The 17,920-nt window shown below is 61.5% G+C and carries 16 protein-coding genes; 6 read left to right on the forward strand and 10 right to left on the reverse strand.

The window, feature by feature from the left end:
- Positions 1-194 precede the first annotated feature (194 nt).
- The 4 genes from ccoM to Q8M42_RS04500 all read right to left on the reverse strand — a co-directional run bounded on the left by ccoM (position 195) and on the right by Q8M42_RS04500 (position 1,538).
- On the reverse strand, positions 195-311 hold the full coding sequence (gene ccoM, locus Q8M42_RS04485) for a cytochrome c oxidase subunit CcoM (protein WP_276605876.1): 117 nt from the start codon (positions 309-311) through the stop codon (positions 195-197).
- Positions 312-466: 155 nt separating this feature from the next.
- Positions 467-628 (reverse strand): hypothetical protein, encoded by a 162-nt coding sequence (locus Q8M42_RS04490; protein ID WP_304869584.1) that lies wholly within the window; start codon positions 626-628, stop codon positions 467-469.
- Positions 625-1,227, reverse strand: a complete 603-nt coding sequence (locus Q8M42_RS04495; protein WP_304869593.1) for an alpha-ketoglutarate-dependent dioxygenase AlkB — start codon at positions 1,225-1,227, stop codon at positions 625-627. The genes Q8M42_RS04490 and Q8M42_RS04495 overlap by 4 nt, the downstream gene beginning before the upstream one ends.
- A gap of 11 nt (positions 1,228-1,238) precedes the next feature.
- Positions 1,239-1,538, reverse strand: a complete 300-nt coding sequence (locus tag Q8M42_RS04500) for an aspartate-semialdehyde dehydrogenase (RefSeq protein WP_304869582.1) — start codon at positions 1,536-1,538, stop codon at positions 1,239-1,241.
- 174 nt (positions 1,539-1,712) lie between these two features.
- Here Q8M42_RS04500 and rapA point away from each other — a divergent pair, with 174 nt between their 5' ends.
- The 4 genes from rapA to Q8M42_RS04520 all read left to right on the forward strand — a co-directional run bounded on the left by rapA (position 1,713) and on the right by Q8M42_RS04520 (position 7,965).
- Complete coding sequence (gene rapA, locus Q8M42_RS04505; protein WP_304869580.1) at positions 1,713-4,556, forward strand: RNA polymerase-associated protein RapA; 2,844 nt, start codon at positions 1,713-1,715, stop codon at positions 4,554-4,556.
- Positions 4,557-4,716: 160 nt separating this feature from the next.
- Entirely contained in the window at positions 4,717-6,564 is a 1,848-nt protein-coding gene (locus tag Q8M42_RS04510) for an adenylate/guanylate cyclase domain-containing protein (RefSeq protein WP_304869579.1), read from the forward strand.
- Complete coding sequence (locus tag Q8M42_RS04515; RefSeq protein WP_304869577.1) at positions 6,557-7,060, forward strand: SH3 domain-containing protein; 504 nt, start codon at positions 6,557-6,559, stop codon at positions 7,058-7,060. The genes Q8M42_RS04510 and Q8M42_RS04515 overlap by 8 nt, the downstream gene beginning before the upstream one ends.
- A 20-nt stretch (positions 7,061-7,080) precedes the next feature.
- Positions 7,081-7,965: a M48 family metalloprotease gene (locus Q8M42_RS04520; protein WP_304869575.1), complete on the forward strand. Its 885-nt coding sequence runs from the start codon at positions 7,081-7,083 to the stop codon at positions 7,963-7,965.
- 20 nt (positions 7,966-7,985) lie between these two features.
- Here the strand turns inward: Q8M42_RS04520 and Q8M42_RS04525 are convergent, their stop codons facing one another.
- Both Q8M42_RS04525 and Q8M42_RS04530 read right to left on the reverse strand, forming a co-directional pair.
- Positions 7,986-9,944 carry an HD family phosphohydrolase gene (locus tag Q8M42_RS04525; protein WP_304869573.1) on the reverse strand — a complete coding sequence of 653 codons (1,959 nt, stop codon included), beginning with the start codon at positions 9,942-9,944 and terminating at the stop codon, positions 7,986-7,988.
- A gap of 109 nt (positions 9,945-10,053) precedes the next feature.
- The gene (locus Q8M42_RS04530) at positions 10,054-11,382 is read right to left on the reverse strand and encodes an MFS transporter (RefSeq protein ID WP_304869571.1); all 1,329 of its coding nucleotides are present in this window, start codon (positions 11,380-11,382) and stop codon (positions 10,054-10,056) included.
- Between the two features lie 310 nt (positions 11,383-11,692).
- On the opposite strand from Q8M42_RS04530, the gene Q8M42_RS04535 reads away from it, so the two are divergent.
- On the forward strand, positions 11,693-13,891 hold the full coding sequence (locus Q8M42_RS04535; protein WP_370692746.1) for a hypothetical protein: 2,199 nt from the start codon (positions 11,693-11,695) through the stop codon (positions 13,889-13,891).
- Between the two features lie 46 nt (positions 13,892-13,937).
- Here the strand turns inward: Q8M42_RS04535 and Q8M42_RS04540 are convergent, their stop codons facing one another.
- The 4 genes from Q8M42_RS04540 to Q8M42_RS04555 form a co-directional block, all read right to left on the reverse strand.
- Entirely contained in the window at positions 13,938-14,720 is a 783-nt protein-coding gene (locus tag Q8M42_RS04540) for a hydroxypyruvate isomerase family protein (protein WP_304869568.1), read from the reverse strand.
- A complete protein-coding gene (locus tag Q8M42_RS04545; protein ID WP_304869566.1) occupies positions 14,717-15,622 on the reverse strand; it encodes an NAD(P)-dependent oxidoreductase in 906 nt (301 codons plus the stop codon). The genes Q8M42_RS04540 and Q8M42_RS04545 overlap by 4 nt, the downstream gene beginning before the upstream one ends.
- Positions 15,623-15,706: 84 nt before the next feature.
- Positions 15,707-16,075 carry a DUF5064 family protein gene (locus Q8M42_RS04550; protein ID WP_304869564.1) on the reverse strand — a complete coding sequence of 123 codons (369 nt, stop codon included), beginning with the start codon at positions 16,073-16,075 and terminating at the stop codon, positions 15,707-15,709.
- Between the two features lie 75 nt (positions 16,076-16,150).
- Positions 16,151-16,468, reverse strand: coding sequence for a DUF2288 domain-containing protein (locus tag Q8M42_RS04555; protein WP_304869562.1), 318 nt, complete (start codon positions 16,466-16,468; stop codon positions 16,151-16,153).
- A gap of 309 nt (positions 16,469-16,777) precedes the next feature.
- On the opposite strand from Q8M42_RS04555, the gene Q8M42_RS04560 reads away from it, so the two are divergent.
- Positions 16,778-17,899 (forward strand): branched-chain amino acid ABC transporter substrate-binding protein, encoded by a 1,122-nt coding sequence (locus tag Q8M42_RS04560; protein ID WP_304869560.1) that lies wholly within the window; start codon positions 16,778-16,780, stop codon positions 17,897-17,899.
- The last annotated feature ends 21 nt before the right edge of the window (positions 17,900-17,920 follow it).

The raw sequence follows: 17,920 nt of genomic DNA on the forward strand, positions 1-17,920 counted from the left end.
GCGTAGCCTGGCCAGAAAGCGGCAAGATCAATAGGATGCATGGTGACAGCAGGGTGCAGGGGTTGGTGTGTTTGGCGACTGCCAATTTACCTGCATCCCTGACTGTCAATCCTCTCTTTCCCACGATCCCGCGAAGAACCTAAAAAAAGGCGACCGAAGTCGCCCAAATTGCCTTGCGTGCCCCTTCGGCAGATTCAGCCCTGCTTACGCTTGTGCGAATCCTGCCAGATGAAATAACCGACACCGACGAAGAAGGCGACCATAAGACCGACGGTGCCGATACCGGCGAGAACTACGACATCGATAAACATGGTTGCCTCCTGCTATGAAGCCTGTGTGGGTATGGCTTCAAATTAGCAGGGCCGGCAGGGGCGCTATTGATCCAGATCAACAAGCGGCGGGCGCTGTCGGGATGAGGCAGTGCTTAGCTGATCCAGATCAACAAACCAGCCTATGGCGAGCCGCTTCAAGGCTTTTTCGGTTTGCCCTTGGGCTTTTTCTTGCCCGTGGGCAGTGGCAGGGCCTGCTCGAAGGCATCGCGCATTTCATTGAGTTTCTTGTCGCGCAGGTCATGGATGCGCTTGTCGCGCTCGGCGGCGAAATCAATCAGCTTGTCGTCTTTGCTCATGGGCTTGGCTTGATCAAACGAAAGGTCAAATTCAGACGTGGCGCGCAAAGGCTGCGCGTCTTCGCCACTTGGTGCTGCCAATGATGCTGGGTTGGCCCGCGCATGACCAGCAGCGAACCATGCTGCAGCGGCAACGAATGCTCGATGCGGTTCTGCCCTTTGCGGCGCAGATCGAAGCGCCGGGTGCCGCCCAGATTAAGCGAAGCGACCAGCGGATTAGCGCCCAGCTCGGCTTCATCATCACTGTGCCAGCCCATCGAGTCCTGGCCATCGCGGTAATAGTTGAGCAATACACCATTGAGTGACTGCCCCACAGCGCGCTCCACCTGCGCACGAATCAACGCCAGCAGCGGCGTCCAGGGCAATGGTTGATGGGTCAAGCCGGAATAGCGGTAACTGGCCTCGGCATCGCCATACCAGGCCACCAGACGCGGTACCAACAGTTGCCGCCCATAAATCTGCACCTGCGGCTGCTGCCAGGGCGTCTGCGCGCTCAATTCCGCCAGCCAGTGATCGGCAGTCGCCATATCCAGCCACTGCGCCTGCAGCTGCAACTCAGCGTTGGGTAACTGCAAGGGGCTGTCGGCAAATAGATCCACGGCTAAACCACTCAAACTTCCACATCCACCCACAGCCCCTGGCGCGGCAGCTCGCCCACCACAGCGGCATCGGCCTCGGCCACTTCGCCTTCGGCAAGCTCTTCAGGGGTGTAACCGTGGCGGCGCTGACGGCGGCGCTGTTCCTCGCGCAGCATCATCTCGGCTTCCTGCGGATGGCGTTTATCCAGACTCACGCCACTTTCCTTGGAGCTTTCGGCTGTAGCTGTCACCGGCGGGATTTCCGGGCGCGGTTTGACCACGTCGTGCTGGACGGTTACGGGAACCAGACTGTGGGGGATCGGCGGCAGCATTTATTAAGCCCTCCTTTGGTCAGACTGTCGGCCAGCCAAGCCGCGACTTGAGCCTCGCCTCGCTACACTTTTGATCTACCTAATCACACAAAGTGCCCGATGTGCAGCAATGCGCCTTTGGCCAGGGCCCGACGCTGCGTTAACATAGTCGGCTTTTTCACGCGGGAGACAAGCATGGCGCAGTATGAACCGGGGCAACGCTGGATCAGTGACAGCGAAGCGGAGCTGGGTTTGGGAACCGTCCTGATGCAGGACGGCCGCATGCTCACCGTGCTCTACCCGGCCACCGGCGAAACCCGCCAGTACGCCCTGCGCAATGCGCCGTTGACCCGTGTGCGCTTCTCGCCGGGCGATGAAATCACCCATTTTGAAGGCTGGAAACTGACCGTGCAGGAAGTTGACGACGTCGACGGTCTGCTGGTCTATCACGGCCTCAATGCCCAGCACGAAAGCGTCACCCTGCCGGAAACCCAGCTGTCGAACTTTATCCAGTTCCGCCTGGCCAGTGATCGCCTGTTTGCCGGGCAGATCGACCCGCTGCCCTGGTTCGCCTTGCGCTACCACACCTTGGATTACACCAGCCGCCAGTTGCAGTCAACGCTCTGGGGCCTTGGCGGCGTGCGTGCGCAGCCGATTGCGCACCAGCTGCATATCGCCCGCGAAGTCGCCGACCGCATCGCCCCGCGCGTATTGCTGGCAGACGAAGTGGGCCTGGGCAAAACCATCGAAGCCGGCCTGGTGATCCATCGTCAGCTGCTCTCCGGGCGCGCCAACCGCGTGCTGATCCTGGTGCCGGAAAACCTCCAGCACCAGTGGCTGGTGGAAATGCGCCGCCGCTTCAACCTGGATGTCGCACTGTTCGATGAAGAGCGCTTTATCGAAAGCGATGCCAGCAACCCGTTTGAAGACTGCCAGCTGGCGCTGGTCGCTCTGGAATGGCTGTGCGAGGACGAAAAGGCCCAGGACGCGTTGTTTGCCGCCGGCTGGGACCTGCTGGTGGTCGACGAAGCGCACCACCTGGTCTGGCACCCAGAGCACGCCAGCGCCGAATACGCACTGGTTGAGCAGCTGGCCGAAGTGATTCCCGGCGTACTGCTGCTCACTGCCACGCCTGAGCAACTCGGCCAGGACAGCCACTTCGCCCGCCTGCGCCTACTCGACCCGAACCGCTTTCACGACCTGGCCGCCTTCCGCGCCGAAAGCGAGCATTACAAACCGATTGCCGAAGCCGTGCAGGAACTGCTCGACCAGGGCCGCCTATCGGATGCCGCGCACAAGACCATTCATGATTTCCTCGGCGACGGCGGTGAAGAGCTGCTGACAGCCGTCAATGCCGGTGACAGCGAAGCCTCGGCGCGCCTGGTGCGCGAGCTGCTGGATCGCCACGGCACCGGTCGCCTGCTGTTCCGCAACACCCGCGCCGCCGTGCAGGGTTTTCCGGATCGCGAGCTGCACCCCTACCCGCTGGCCAGCCCTGACGAATACATGGAGCTACCCATCGGCGAGCACGCCGACCTCTACCCGGAAGTCAGCTACCAGGCGCAACCGGATGTTGATGAAGAACAGCGCTGGTGGAAATTCGATCCACGCGTCGAATGGCTGATCGACACCCTGAAGATGCTCAAGAAATTCAAGGTGCTGGTGATCTGCGCCCACGCCGAAACCGCCATGGACCTGGAAGACGCCCTGCGCGTGCGCAAAGGCATCCCGGCTACGGTGTTCCATGAAGGCATGAGCATCCTGGAACGCGACCGCGCCGCCGCCTACTTCGCCGACGAAGAGTTCGGCGCCCAAGTGCTGATCTGCTCGGAAATCGGCTCGGAAGGTCGTAACTTCCAGTTTGCCCACCACCTGGTGCTGTTCGACCTGCCGGCTCACCCGGATTTGCTTGAGCAGCGCATCGGCCGTCTCGACCGTATTGGTCAGAAGCACCGCATCCAGCTGCACGTGCCGTATCTGGAAAACAGCCCGCAAGAGCGTCTGTTCCAGTGGTATCACCAGGCGCTGAACGCCTTCCTCGCCACCTGCCCAACCGGCAACGCCCTGCAACATCAGTTCGGTAGCCGCCTGCTGCCGCTGCTGGAAAGCGGCGATGACGGCGAATGGCAAGCCCTGGTTGACGAAGCCAAGACCGAGCGCCTGCGCTTGGAAGGCGAGCTGCACGCCGGCCGCGACCGCTTGCTGGAACTCAACTCCGGCGGTGCCGGCGAAGGCGAAGCGCTGGTCGAGGCGATTCTCGAGCAGGACGACCAGTTCGCCCTGCCGATCTATATGGAGCAGCTGTTCGACGCCTTCGGCATCGACAGCGAAGACCATTCCGATAACGCGCTGATCCTGCGCCCCAGCGAAAAAATGCTGGATGCCAGCTTCCCCCTGGGCGACGACGAAGGCGTGACCATCACTTACGACCGCGACCTGGCCCTGGCCCGTGAGGACATGCAGTTCCTCACCTGGGAACACCCCATGGTGCAAGGCGGCATGGACCTGGTGCGCTCAGGCTCGATGGGCAACACCGGCGTTGCGCTGATCAAGAACAAGGCGCTGAAACCCGGCACCGTGCTGCTGGAACTGCTGTACGTCAGCGAAGTGGTCGCCCCACGCGCGCTGCAACTGGGCCGCTACCTGCCGCCGATCGCCCTGCGCTGCCTGCTCGATGCCAACGGCAACGACCTGGCCGCCAAGGTCTCGTTCGAGAAGCTCAACGAACAGTTGGAAACCGTGCCGCGCGCCAGTGCCAACAAGTTCGTCCAGGCCCAGCGTGACAGCCTCAACCCGCTGATCAATGCCGGCGAAGGCAAGGTCGCCGAACGCCACGCGGCACGCGTCAACGAAGCCAAGCGCCGCCTGGCCGCCGAGACCGACGAAGAACTGGCCCGCCTGATCGCCTTGCAAGCGGTCAACCCGAGCGTGCGTGACAGCGAACTCAACGCCCTGCGCCAACTGCGCGAGCAAGGCCTGGCCATGCTCGACAAGGCGGCGTTGCGTCTAGAGGCCATTCGCGTGCTGGTCGCCGGCTAAGCGTTGCAAATGAGATAAGCAGTAGCCCGGATGAAATCCGGGAATGCTTGACGCGTTATCTCCCGGATTGCATCCGGGCTACTGGAGCAAAGTTGCCATCCTCGGGGGCTGCTAGAGTCAGAAGCACTACTTCTGTCACTACAGCCCACAGGAGCTCACAGTGCCTGCACGCGCCGCCTCGCGCCGGTTTCGCCACAGCCTCGGCGGGCTCTGCCTGCTGGCGCTGCTTCTGCTTCCCCTGCTGCATCTGTGGCCCGCGCTAAACGGGCTGAACAACGCCCACCTCGACTGGCTGATCCGCCAGCGCGCCGCCGAACAGACACCCGACCCGCGCCTGCTGCTGATTGATATCGACGACCTGAGCCTGCAAGTGCTGGCCGGTGAAGCCGGTAAGTGGCCATGGCCGCGCTCGCTGCACGGCGAATTGCTGGAATACCTGCTCAGCCAACAACCCAAGGCGGTGGCCTTCGACATCTTGTTCAGCGAGCCCGACCAGTTCAACCCGGACGCCGACAGCTACTTTGCCGAAGTGCTGCAACGCAGCGCCAACACCTACCTCGCCGCCCTGGTTCAGCAAGCTGACGAAGGCAGCCAGCCGCCGCTGCTGCGCGACTACCCCGCCTCCACCTGGCAAGCCCCCGGCCAACGCGGCGCGGACGATCAACGCGGCCTACTGCTGCTGCCCAACGCCTTCCCAAGCGAACTGTGGCGCCTGGGCAGCATCAACTTTCGCCCCGATGCCGACGGCATCGGTCGGCGCTATGAGCTGTACCGCAGCTTTGCCGACTGGCGCCTGCCCAGCCTGCCTGCGCGTATCGTGCATGACCTGACCGGCGACTTGCCGCAGCAACAGAACCTGCTGCTGGACTGGCCTGGCACCAGCCGCCTGCCCTACCCACGCCTGCCTTACGCCGCCGTGCTGGCAGCGGCGCGCAACCAGGGTGAGCCGCTGGCAGCCGAGCTGTTCAAGGACCGCATCATCGTAATCGGCACCACCGCTGCCGGCCTGCACGACCTGCGCCCCACGCCGCTGGACACCCTATATCCAGCGCCATTTATCCTGATGACCGCCATCGACAACCTGCTCAACAACAGCCAGTTGCGTGAGGCGGACAGCTGGCTGGAATTGCTCGGCCCGCTGCTGCTATTGCTCGGCCTGAGTCTTCTGCTACTGCGCGAACAGCTGCCGGCGGCCTTTTCCCTGTGCCTGCTCGGCAGCCTGGCGCTGTTTGCCGGCAGTTACTGGCTGGCCTTGCGCGGCACGCTGCTTGGCGTGCTGCCGGGGCTGATCTGCCTGTGGCTGCTGCTGGCCGCTGCGCTGGCGCTGTTCTACCTGCGCAGGCGCCAGCAACTGCAGGACACCATTCGCCTGTTCAGCCGTTTTATGGACCCCGTGGTGGTCAACCAACTGGTGGCCCGCGATGACCCGGAAGCCCTGCTGGCGAGCAAGGAGTGCCAGCTGACCGTGCTGTTTTCCGATATCCGCAGCTTTACCACCCTCTCCGAGCAACACACCCCAAGCGAAATCGTGCACCTGCTCGAAGGCTATTTCAGCAGTCAGGTGGAGGTGCTGTTCAAACACCAGGCGACCCTCGACAAGTTTATCGGCGACGCCATCATGGCCTTCTGGGGTGCGCCGCTGGACAACCCGCAGCAAGCCGACCAAGCCATTCTGGCGGCCATGGAAATGCTCGATAACCTCGACGCCTTTCGCCGCGACTACAACTGCCCGGATTTCGACATCGGCATCGGCCTGCACACGGGACCAGCGGTCGTCGGCCTGGTCGGCGCAAAGCAGCGCTATGACTACACTGCAATTGGCGACACGGTGAACCTGGCCAGCCGCATCGAAGGGCTGACCAAGGGCCGTGCCCATCTGCTGATTTCAGCCGCCACCCGTGAGGCCTGCACGCTCGATCTGGACTTCGTGCCCCAGGGCGAACACCAGGTAAAAGGTCGCGCCGAAGCCGTAATGCTCTACGAACCGCGAAGGAGACATGATGAATAAAGGCCTCTGCAGTGCCCTTGCGGTGCTGATATTCAGCTTCTACGGCTTCTCGGCGCTGGCCGAAGTACGCCAGGCACAGACCCTGCAGGACAGCGCCATGCGCGCCGAACCCAGCGCCTCGGCCGCCAGTGTCGGCCAGGTCGGCAAACAGGCGCAGGTACTGGTGCTGGAACGCCAGGGCGGCTGGTATCAGGTGGAAACATCAGGCGGCCAACGCGGCTGGCTGCCATTGCTCAGCCTGCGCTTTGCCAAGGATGCGCAAGCCAGCCGCAGCAATGATCTGGGTAGCTTGCTCAAGCTAGGCAACCAGGCCTCCCCCGCCAGCGGCGTGGCCACCGGGATTCGCGGCATCAGCGACGAAGAATTGCGCAGCGGCAGTGCCAACACCTCGGCCAGCGTGCAGAGCCTGGATGCCTTCGCCGCCAGCCCGAGCGAGGCGCGCAGCTTCGCCCAGCAAGGCGGCCTGCGCAGCCAGAACCTGCCCTACGCCCGCTAACACGCCGAGAGGAGAGCGACATGCAAACAGCCACATTACTCAAGTGCGCCAGCCTGCTCGGCCTGGTGGCCAGCCTCAGCGCCTGCCAGGGCTTGGAAGGTGTGCAGATTCAGGGCGTCGATCTGGGCAAACTGGCCAGCGCTGGCCAGCATCTGACCAACATGGGCCAGAAAAGCGTCGATGAAGAGCGGGTGATCGGGCAAAACACCGCCACCATCCTGCTGAGCAAGGCGGCGGTGCTGAACAACCCGCCGCTGCAGGCCTACGTCAACCGTGTCGGCCTATGGGTCGCCCAGCACAGCGAGCGCCCCGACCTGCCCTGGCGTTTCGTCGTGCTCGACAGCCCGCAAGTGGCCGCCTACGCCGCCCCTGGCGGTTACGTGTTTATCACCAGCGGCATGCTGACGCGGATGAATAGCGAAGCCGAACTGGCCGGCGTGCTGGCCCATGAAGTGGCCCACGTGGTGCAGCAGCATCACCTCAAGGCCATTCAGCAACAGGCGCAAACCGGCCTGTTGACTGACCTCGCCACCCTCGCCGTGCAGGCCGGTGCTGCAGACAAAGGTGGCAGCAAAGCCGGCGAGCTGACCGACCGCTTTACCCGCAGCGTCAGCGACCTCTACAGCCGCGGTCTGGACCGTGGTGATGAATACGAAGCCGACGCCATGGGCGCGGTAATCGCTACCCGGGCCGGCTATGACGCCTATGGCCTGGCCGGCGTGCTACAGACCCTGGGTACCACCCGGCAGAACGACGCGGCGCTAAGCAGCTTCCTCAAGGTGCACCCAGGCATCGACGACCGCCTGCAACGCCTGCAGCCGGTCTATCTGTATATCGAGAAGACCGCCAGCGGCCCGAGCCAAAGCCTGGATGCCCGCTATCAGCAGGCGCTGAGAAGCAAGTAATAGCGGCGAATCACCCCACCTCAATGAGTGTGGGGATGCTCAAGGTTGCACGACGGCTCGTAATCACACACGTGATGGCTGAACGGTGCGGTGGTGTGCGAACCCGGCGCGCCCGTCACCTGAAAGCAGCGGCTGGCGATAAACAGCTGCACCAGCTCGGCGTCGAGTAAACCGCTCTGCGCCTCACTCTTAAGAATATCCAGCGCACGTTCCAGCGGCATTGCCGGTTTGTAGGGGCGATCCGCTGCGGTCAAGGCATCGTAGATATCGCAGATGGTCATGATCCGTGAGGCGCAGGGAATCGCATCGCCAATCAAGCCTTTGGGGTAGCCGCTGCCATCGAGTTTTTCGTGGTGCGCCCCGGCGATATGCGGCACGCCCTGCAGGTCCGGAGTCCAGGGAATCAGGCTGAGAAACTGCTGGGTGTGCACTACATGGCGCTCGATTTCTTCGCGCTCAGCTTTGGTCAGGCTACCTTTGCGCACCGCCAGAGCGCTGAACTCGCCCTCGCTGAGCAGGCTGACCAGGCAATTGCCGGGCGCCTTAACCAGCTCGCCCTGCACTTCCTGCAGGTGCTGAAAATCCCCCTCACTAAGCATGCTCGGCTCGTTGGCCTGAACGATATTGTTCAAGTAGCGTTCTAGCCGCTCGCATTCATAAGCCAGCTCGGTGTCCATTTGCAGGCGCCGCTCATCACTCAGGCCGCCCTGATGACGGTAGGCATGCAGCATCTTGCGCAAGGTCTGGTTGCGCAGGTTTTCCTGGGCCAGGGCAACGCGATAACGCAGGTTTTCCAGCACCTGCTCGGGAAGCTTCTTGGCCTTGACCAGCACATGCTCGCGCACCCCGACCTTACCGAAATCATGCAGCAAGGCGGCGTAGCGCAGCTCGCGCAAACCATCGACGCTTAGCGCCTGTTCGCGCAAGCGCGAATCTGGGGCGTGGGGCAACTGGTTGGCCAGGGTCAGGCACAGCTCGGCAACCCGGAAAGAATGGCCACTGGTGGTCGGGTCGCGCTGTTCGATGGCAAACACCGAGGCCTGCACGAAGCCGTCAAACAGCCGGCTGATGTCATCCAGCAACTGGCGGTTCTCGATCGCCACCGCCGCCTGGCTGGCCAACGCGCGCAGCGACACGGCGGTTTCTTCATCGAAGGCAATCAGCTCGGGTTCCAGCGGCTCGCTGCCTTTGCGCTGGCGGTTGATAAATTCCAGCACACCGACCACTTCATGGCGATGGTTGCGCATGGGTATCGCCAGAATCGACATGGTGCGATAGCCCATCTGCAGGTCGAAGGAGCGGTTGAAGCGGTACGGCGCATCGGCGGCAATCGCGTACACGTCCTCAATATTCAGCTCGGTGCTGGTCAGCGCCACATAGCCGGCAATCGAGGCCTTGCTCAGCGGCATGCGCTGATCCTGAAAGCTGTTCTGGCTGAGCGTGCCGTTCTGCGTCAGCTTGAAGATCAGCTGCGCCGGGGCATCCGGGCGGCGGCTGACCAGAAACAGCGAGGCCGCGTCGCTGTTGGACAAGCGCCGCCCTTCGATCAGGATTTTTTCCAGCAAGCGGTCCAGGTCACGCTCGGCAGACAGCGCCAAGCCCACGTCCACCAGTTTGCTCAGATCATCATGCTTGCCCGCGAGGGCGGCGGCCAGTTGTTCGGTCTGATAACGCAGGCTGTACTGCTCACCAGCAAAACGCAGCAAGGCCGATAACTCCTCGGCACTGGCATGTGGCGGTAAGGGCAAGACGCCAGGCTGATCCATGCAGCCCACCAGAATCGCACCGCAGCCCAGCCAATCGGCCAACGGCCGCAGTGCCAGGAGGTGTTCGTCAAGCAGCACCAGCGCCAGCTCATCCGGCAACTCGTCAGGCGCATCAATCGCCTGCAAGCTCAGCGGACACTGAGCCAATACGTTGCACAGGGGATGCGCGCCGAGCGCATTGCTGTGGCCCAGCACAAGGCGGGAAGTGCCCATGGTGGTTGTCCTCAGTCACAGTTGCGTGACAGCAGTGCGACTGAGTATTGCACAGGATTTAGCCGCTGCCCGGCCGTCCGGCGCATGCCGAACGGCCAGGTAAAACGACTTAAGTAGCGGGCTGCAGCTGCATGCCTTGCTGCATTTTCGCGGCATCGAAGACAAAGCAACGCGAAGCCTGCAGCAGCGCCAGCATGGTCAGCAACAAGGCCACTGGAATCAGGTACATGGCGTTGTGCAGACCGACAGCCTTGAAGGTTTCGTTCATTTCACTGGCCCCGGCCGCGAGCATCGCCGCTTGGGAGTAGTGATCCGAGAGCATGCCCACCGCCAATGGGCCAAGGCCGCCGCCGAGCAGGTAGAGGCCAGCGAAGAACAGCGCCATAGCAGTGGCCCGCAGACGCGGTTCGATCACATCCTGAATCGCGGTATAGACGCAGGTGTAGAAGTTGTAGGCAAACAGCCAGCCGATGCTAAACAGCGCCACGAACACGGCGATTTCAATCCGCCCAGCCAGCAGAGCGTAGCCCGTGGCCACAGAGGCAATCAGCATGCTCACTGCGGCAAACAGCAGGCGCCCGGTCTGCCAACGCTGGTGGATCTTGTCCGCCAGCCAACCGCCCAGGGTCAGGCCAACCAGGCCGGTCAAGCCGACGATTACCCCGGTGGCCATCGCCGCCTGCTCCAGCGGCATCAGGAAGTAGCGTTGCAGCATCGGCACCATGAACGAGTTACAGGCATAGGTGGCGAAGTTGAAGGCCAGGCCGGCCATCACCAGCCACCAGAAGGTACGGATCGCCAGCACCTTGCGCAGCGGTTTCTCCACCGGCGTGGTGCGCGACTGCACCAACTCGGCCGCGCCACGCTTGGGTTCTTTGATAAAGAACATAAACAGCGCAAGGATCAGCCCCGGCACGGCGGCAAGAAAGAACGGCGCGCGCCAGCTGTCGAAGGCCTTGACCATCGCACCGATGGTGAAAAAAGCCAGCAGCAGGCCAATCGGTAGACCGAGCATAAAGATGCCCATGGCCCGCGCACGTTTGTGCGCTGGGAACAGATCACCGATCAACGAGTTGGCCGCCGGCGCATAGCTGGCCTCACCAATGCCGACGCCCATACGAATCAGCAGGAAGCTCCAGAAGTTCCAGGCCAAGCCATTAACCGCAGTCAGCCCGCTCCAGACTGCCAGCCCCCAGCCCATGATCTTGCGCCGCGCGCCAGTATCGGCCATGCGCCCTAGCGGAATGCCGGCAATCGCATAGACGATGGTAAAGGCAGTACCGATCAAGCCCAGCTGCAGGTCACTGAGGTCCCATTCCATGCGGATCGGCTCGATGATGATCGCCGGAATGGTGCGGTCGAAGAAGTTGAACAGGTTGGCGAGAAAAAGCAGGAACAGAATGCGCCAGGCATTCGCCGCTTGTAGGGACTGCTGCATGGAATCCATCTCTATTTGTTGTTATCGAAGCAGGTCGGTGGCGCATGGCCAACCGCCGTATCCAGCATGTGCAGGCGCAATCTAGAGCCTTGCGACTATGCTGTCTGTGACTATTTGTTGCGTGTATGCCGGGTAATGGGCGTCCGGGCAAGCACGCAGGTCACAAAGCGCATCGGAAAAACTCCGGATATGCCTAAGTAAAACCGCTTGAAACAGCGAGATTTTCCATTTTTCATGCTACAAACAAGCTTGTTGAGTGAAATGTGGCCATTTGCCGCTCCACCCTCGCTAGCCGCCGGAATGTCTCTAAATGAAAACAAAAAAAGACGCTGTGACCTCCCCCGCGACCGAAGCCACACTGGCTGATCTGGCTGATACCCTGCTCGCCCCGCTTGAGCGTCCCTCGCCGCTAAAGCCCCCCATGCGGCTGGACAGCAGCGGCGAGCAATACATGTATTTCACCGAGCGCGACATTGATCGCATCCTCGATAACCTCGACGGCTTGCGCAGTCTGGTGTTCCCCCCAGCCCCGCAGGATGACGACAGCGAACGGCGGGTGCAGCATTTCCCCTCGGTCTGTTTGATCGGCCTTGGCCGCTGCGGCTCGAACATCGCCCTGGATGTCGCCTCCCTGGTCTACAACGCCCGGCAGTTCTACCTGAGCGAATTCAACAACGAAGAAAAAACCGTTGCTGAACAGGACTTCCGCCCCACGCGCTGGATTCGCAGCAACCTGCTACGCGCACCAAGCAAAGACAGCAAGCCGGTGTTCCTGATCGAGCCACTGGTGATGCTCGGCGACCTGGACAAGGACATCGAGGGACGCATCCGCTTCTCGCGCAAGGGCGAAACCAGCGGCTTCCTCAGCGACTACAGCAAGATGAAGATCATGGACCTCTCCGAGGTGCATGCAGGCGGCGCCGGTAACGCGCCGATCCTCGGTCAGTACCTGGCCAAGATCATCCTTAACAAGGACACCCAGCGTTTCACCAACGAAGACTGGAAGTTTATTCACAGCTACCTGATCGACTCTTGCGGGATCAAAGCCAACCAGTCGCGCCTGTACTTCTACATCTTCAGCGCCGGCGGCGGCACCGGCTCGGGCATGGCCTCGGAATTCGGCCTGGCCCAGCAGTTCGCCTACATGAGCAAGACCTTCGACACCAAGAACTTCGACGAAAGCCCGGAGAACCGCGACCACAGCTTCGTCTTCGAGCCGATTTTCACCAGCGGCATCTGCATCCTGCCGAACATCTCCGACCAGCGCAGCGAGATGTCCGAAGCGCTGCATATCAACGCCGGCCGCCTGCTGTGCAAGTACCTCGCCGAGGAGTGGGACTTCTCCTACAACTTCGACAATGAAGAGAACAGCGAAGAAAGTGTGATGCGCCGCATCCGCCCATGGAACGCCATGATGCTGATCTCCAACGACATCATGCGTTACGCCGAAGAAAGCGATGACGGCAACATCCAGAACATCGACGTCAACGCTATGGAGCGCCACGCCAACCAGTACATCTCACAGCAGATCTTCAACATCCTCACCGCCCAGGCAGTCACCACCGACTACGACCAGAACTACTTCCGCCGTGCCGGCATCGACATCGGCGAAACCATCCGCCTGGACGCCAACGACCTGTTTATGAGCCTGGCCGGCCCGGTGGCCGTGGCCTACGCCGAATCGGTGGTACCCGAGCAAAGCGCCGCCGCGCTGGACAAGTTTCGCGTACTGGACAAAGAGCCGTCGCGGCTGAATATCGACGACCTGTTCTTCCGCTCCATCGACCTGCCGCACTTCAACAAAGTGACCCAAGCCATCGAGGGCATCAGCCTGCTGCCGATCGAGTCCAAGCGGTATCGCGAAGCGCTGGATGAGTACAAGAAGTCCGACTACAACGCCGCCAAACTCAGCGACCTGCACTTCTTCAAGAACTGCTCCTCGGTGGTGTCGATTGTCTCGCTGCCGAAAGACTACAAGCTGTCCTATATGGACCTGAACCGGCTCAAGACCCACCTCAACAGCCTGTTCCCCAACACCACATTGAAGCGCTATGCACTGGTGATCGGCGCCTCGGCCAACCTCTCGCTGACCACCCTGATCGCCAAGAGCCCGTGCCTGTCGGACGATTTCCTGACGCTGATCGTGGCCTTTATCAAGCGTTGCTTCGCCCGCGACCCGCACCGCTTCGATGAAAGCCTGGACAACGCCATTCTCGATTTCATCATGAGCGATGAGTTCGACGAAGTACGGGTCGACGCCATGCTCAACGAGTTTGAGAACCCAGCGAAGATCCTCGACACCAACTGGTACGCGATCAAGCCGATGTACGAGAAGAAGTACCGCGAGCTGATCCACGATCAGGACAAGTTCGTCTCGATCAACGACATTCGCCTGTCACGCGACAGCGTGAAGAAAGCCATCAAGTACCTGCGCGAGATCTACCGTCACCGCATCGGCAAGACCCGGGTTATCTCGCTCAACAAGTACGCTGAAGACAAACCCGAGTAAGCCATTGCAACCGGCAACCCGGGCAGTCGGGTTGCCGGTTGACGCCTCAGGTTGCTCGCCACTCACTCAACCAGCCCAAGCTGGCCTGGGTGCCCGCCTCTCCCGGTCGATATTCGGCCGCCAGCCAGCCCTGATAACCACTGTCACGCAAAGCCGTCAGTAGCGGCGCAAACTGCAGCTCGCCAGTGCCCGGCGCGCCACGACCTGGATAGTCAGCAAACTGCACGTGGCCAATACGCCCAGCCAGCAAAGCGATACCTGCCGGCACATCCAGGCCCTGCCGCGCCATATGGTAGAGGTCGTACTGCACAGCCAGATTGGCATGAGCCACGGCGTTGAGCAGCGCATCCAGCTGTTCCGGGGTATTGATCAGAAAGCCCGGCATATCCAGCGGGTTGATCGCCTCCACCACCACACCAATGCCCAATAACTGAAAGGCCTCGGCGGTCTTACGTAGGTTGTCGATCAAACAGGCCATTGCCTGTTCAGGCTCTACACCCTCGGCCAAGCGCCCCGGCAGCACATTGACCAGCGCTGGCCGCACCATGGCGGCATAGCTCAACGCCTGCTGCAGCGCCGCAGCAAACTCGGCCTGGCGCGCAGGCACGGCGGCCAGGCCGGCGCCGCCACTCATCAAGTCACCGGCTGGCAGGTTGATCAGGCGCAGCGGCATACCCGCAGCGTCCAGCGCCTCTTTCAGGGCAATGGCCGGCAGCTCATAGGGAAACTGGATTTCCACACCATCAAAGCCGGCAGCGGCGGCAGCCACTACCCGCTCACGCAGCGGTAACTCGGTAAACAACAACGACAGGTTGGCCGCGATCTTCATGGCTGCGGCTCTTGAGGCTGTGACGCCCGGTACAGCTGCACCAGGGTCGCCGGGTCCCGCTGCAGATTGCCCTGGCTGCCATGCTGACGCATCAGCTGCGCGGCCAGGCCACTGAGCGGCGTGGCCGAGCCGACTTGTTGCGACAGTTTGACCGCCGTATCGAGATCCTTGAGCAGAGTGCGCACATGCCATTTGACCGGCTCGAACTGACTCTCGGCCATTTGTGGCGCGAGAATCTGCAGCGGCTTGGAGTCGGCGAAACCGCCAGCCAGCGCCGGAGCAATCAGGCTGGCATCAACCCCGGCCTGCTCGGCCAGCGCCACCACTTCGGCGATCACCAGCGCGTTGCAAGCGACGATCATCTGATTGCACACCTTAGTCACCTGGCCCGCGCCGACATCGCCCATACGCGTCAGACGTTGCCCAAGATGCGCAAGAATTGGCCGCACCCGCTCGACATCCTCAACCCGGCCACCGGCCATGATCGCCAATGTGCCATTGGCCGCGCCCGGTGTACCGCCGGAGACCGGCGCATCGACCCAGTACATGCCGCAGCGGGCGTGCAACTCAGCAGCCATCTCGCGGGTAGCGGCCGGCTCCAGGCTGGAGAAATCCACCAGCAGCTGGCCAGGTTTGGCCGTTTCCACAATGCCACCCGGGCCAAACACCACTTCGCGCACCACCTCGGTGTTGGCCAGGCAAAGCATGACGATATCGGCCTGAGCACAGAGCTGCGCCGGGCTGGCAATAAGCTGTGCACCCAAGGCCTGCAGTGGCGCGCACTTATCAGGGGAGCGATTCCACACGCTCAGCGGATAACCGGCGGCCAGCAGCCGCTGGGTCATGGACAGCCCCATCAGGCCAATACCAGCAAATGCCAAAGCAGGAAGGGAGGTGGACATAGGCAGACTCCGACTCATTGATGGCCGCCATCTTAACCTAGCGACAGCGGAACCTGTCCCGCCAGTCAATGCCCGAGCAACGACCTACAAACCGTCTTTTTCCAGATGATCGAGATTGACCGGCTCGCCGCTCTGCGCTCCGAGCTTGGCGCGAATGTCTTCGAACATCAGGTCGTACTCGGCGTGACTGCGCATGATCAGGCTGCTGTTGGTCGGCAGGCCATGCTTGTGGGCCAGGCGCGTGGCCACGCTGGCGAAGTTGTAGGCGGTATCGCGGTGCAGCTCGAAGACCTCTTCAAACGCCTTGCCGTCCACCTGCCCCTGCATGCGCATATGCAACATCGGGCCTTCGGTCGGGTCCTGGCGTACTTCGTAATGGAGGTCGACGCTGAATAGCGGCGCCTCGGCGGTAGCCAAGGTATTGGCGCGATGCAAATGTCCAGGTTCAAACATGCTGGCAGCTCCTGCAATCAGTCTGTGGTGCTGCCAGCATAGTTACTCAGGATGGCCCACGGTGCACGCGCCAGATCAGTGCAGCGGCGCGCGAGCAGTGCGTTCCTGCGCCAGCACCCAGGGCGCTACAACCACCGCCCACAGCTCTGGATCGCGGGTTAGCAGGTCTTCGGCGCGGCTGTCGTCAGCCTTGCTCAAGAGCCCGGCAGCCAGCCAGGCGGCGACTTTGTCCTTATCGTTCTGTGCCACGGCCTGCGCCACTTCGATCAGGTCCTGGGTACCGTCGACCAGTAGTAAGGCGCCACGGGCGAAGAAAGGTTGCAGCTCCTGCCAGGTAATAGCTGCAGTTTCACCAAGCAGCTTGGCATAGAGGGTGCTAGGTTGTTCTGTCATGGATTGCCCTGTCATGGATGGCCGCTTTTTTAATCGGCCGCCATGATAGCGTCGCCCAGCCCGCTGGCAAATTCGCAACGCTGTTCGCGACGTTGCCAGCGGCGATCAAGACACGCCGTTTTTCTATACGTTTATTGCGTTAAAGCGACACCCCAGGGTTTTGCCCCCAGCAAGCCGCTTTTCAAGCCGCAAAGCCGCGCTCTACACTGCACCGGTACAGTTGCCGGGGGGATGACCGGGGAAACAACCCGGTTCTGCAGCTTTGGCCGCCAGAACTACAACAATCAAAACCAATAAGAGTGGAGCACTATGAACAAGGCTACTAAGCAGATTTCCAAACTGTTTGCCGCCATGGCCATGGCTGGCGTTGCCAGCTACTCGGTAGCGGCTGACACCATCAAAATTGGCCTGGCAGGCCCAGTCACCGGCGCCGTCGCGCAATACGGTGAAATGCAGTTCATCGGTGCCAAAATGGCCATCGAGCAGATCAACAAGGCCGGCGGGGTGAACGGCGCAATGCTCGAAGGCGTGGTGTATGACGACGCCTGCGATCCGAAACAAGCCGTTGCTGTTGCCAACAAGATCGTCAACGACGAAGTTAAGTTCGTGGTTGGCCACCTCTGCTCCAGCTCCACTCAGCCAGCGTCCGACATCTACGAAGACGAAGGCATCCTGATGGTTACCGCGGCTTCCACCAGCCCGGACATCACCGCTCGCGGTTACGAGCTGGTATTCCGCACCATCGGTCTGGACAGCCTGCAAGGCCCAACCGCCGGCAACTTCATCGCTGACCACGTCAAGCCGAAAGCTGTTGCCGTGATCCACGACAAGCAGCAGTACGGTGAAGGTATTGCTACCGCGGTCAAGCAGACCCTGGAAAGCAAAGGCACCAAGGTTGTTCTGTTCGAAGGCATCAACGCCGGCGACAAGGACTTCTCCGCGATGATCGCCAAACTCAAGCAAGCTGGCGTGGACTTCATCTACTACGGTGGCTACCACCCAGAGCTGGGTCTGCTGCTGCGTCAGTCGGCTGAGAAAGGTCTGAGCGCCAAGTTCATGGGCCCAGAAGGCGTAGGCAACAAGGAAATCTCGGCCATTGCCGGCCCAGCTTCCGAAGGCCTGCTGGTAACCCTGCCGAAGTCGTTCGACCAGGACCCACGCAACCAGGCACTGGTTGATGCATTCAAAGCCAAAAATGAAGACTCCAGCGGTCCGTTCGTGTTCCCGGCTTACGCCGCGGTACAAGTGATCGCCGAAGGCATCACCAAGGCTGGCGGTACCGACACCGCTAAAGTGGCCGCAGCCCTGCGTGCCAACAGCTTCGACACCCCAACTGGCAACCTGGCCTTCGACGAGAAGGGCGACCTGAAAGACTTCAGCTTCGTCGTCTACGAATGGCACCAGGACGGTACCAAGACTGAAGCCAAGTAAGCTTCCCGCCTGAACCCAAAA

The organism is Pseudomonas sp., from assembly GCF_030684895.1.
Classification (GTDB): domain Bacteria; phylum Pseudomonadota; class Gammaproteobacteria; order Pseudomonadales; family Pseudomonadaceae; genus Aquipseudomonas.

Bases quoted from the DNA above. Each gene is read 5' to 3' on its own strand.
- ccoM (WP_276605876.1), bottom strand. From the start codon at position 311: ATGTTTATCGATGTCGTAGTTCTCGCCGGTATCGGCACCGTCGGTCTT.
- Q8M42_RS04490 (WP_304869584.1), bottom strand. From the start codon at position 628: ATGAGCAAAGACGACAAGCTGATTGATTTCGCCGCCGAGCGCGACAAG.
- Q8M42_RS04500 (WP_304869582.1), bottom strand. From the start codon at position 1,538: ATGCTGCCGCCGATCCCCCACAGTCTGGTTCCCGTAACCGTCCAGCAC.
- rapA (WP_304869580.1), top strand. From the start codon at position 1,713: ATGGCGCAGTATGAACCGGGGCAACGCTGGATCAGTGACAGCGAAGCG.
- Q8M42_RS04515 (WP_304869577.1), top strand. From the start codon at position 6,557: ATGAATAAAGGCCTCTGCAGTGCCCTTGCGGTGCTGATATTCAGCTTC.
- Q8M42_RS04520 (WP_304869575.1), top strand. From the start codon at position 7,081: ATGCAAACAGCCACATTACTCAAGTGCGCCAGCCTGCTCGGCCTGGTG.
- Q8M42_RS04525 (WP_304869573.1), bottom strand. From the start codon at position 9,944: ATGGGCACTTCCCGCCTTGTGCTGGGCCACAGCAATGCGCTCGGCGCG.
- Q8M42_RS04530 (WP_304869571.1), bottom strand. From the start codon at position 11,382: ATGCAGCAGTCCCTACAAGCGGCGAATGCCTGGCGCATTCTGTTCCTG.
- Q8M42_RS04535 (WP_370692746.1), top strand. From the start codon at position 11,693: ATGAAAACAAAAAAAGACGCTGTGACCTCCCCCGCGACCGAAGCCACA.
- Q8M42_RS04540 (WP_304869568.1), bottom strand. From the start codon at position 14,720: ATGAAGATCGCGGCCAACCTGTCGTTGTTGTTTACCGAGTTACCGCTG.
- Q8M42_RS04545 (WP_304869566.1), bottom strand. From the start codon at position 15,622: ATGTCCACCTCCCTTCCTGCTTTGGCATTTGCTGGTATTGGCCTGATG.
- Q8M42_RS04550 (WP_304869564.1), bottom strand. From the start codon at position 16,075: ATGTTTGAACCTGGACATTTGCATCGCGCCAATACCTTGGCTACCGCC.
- Q8M42_RS04555 (WP_304869562.1), bottom strand. From the start codon at position 16,468: ATGACAGAACAACCTAGCACCCTCTATGCCAAGCTGCTTGGTGAAACT.
- Q8M42_RS04560 (WP_304869560.1), top strand. From the start codon at position 16,778: ATGAACAAGGCTACTAAGCAGATTTCCAAACTGTTTGCCGCCATGGCC.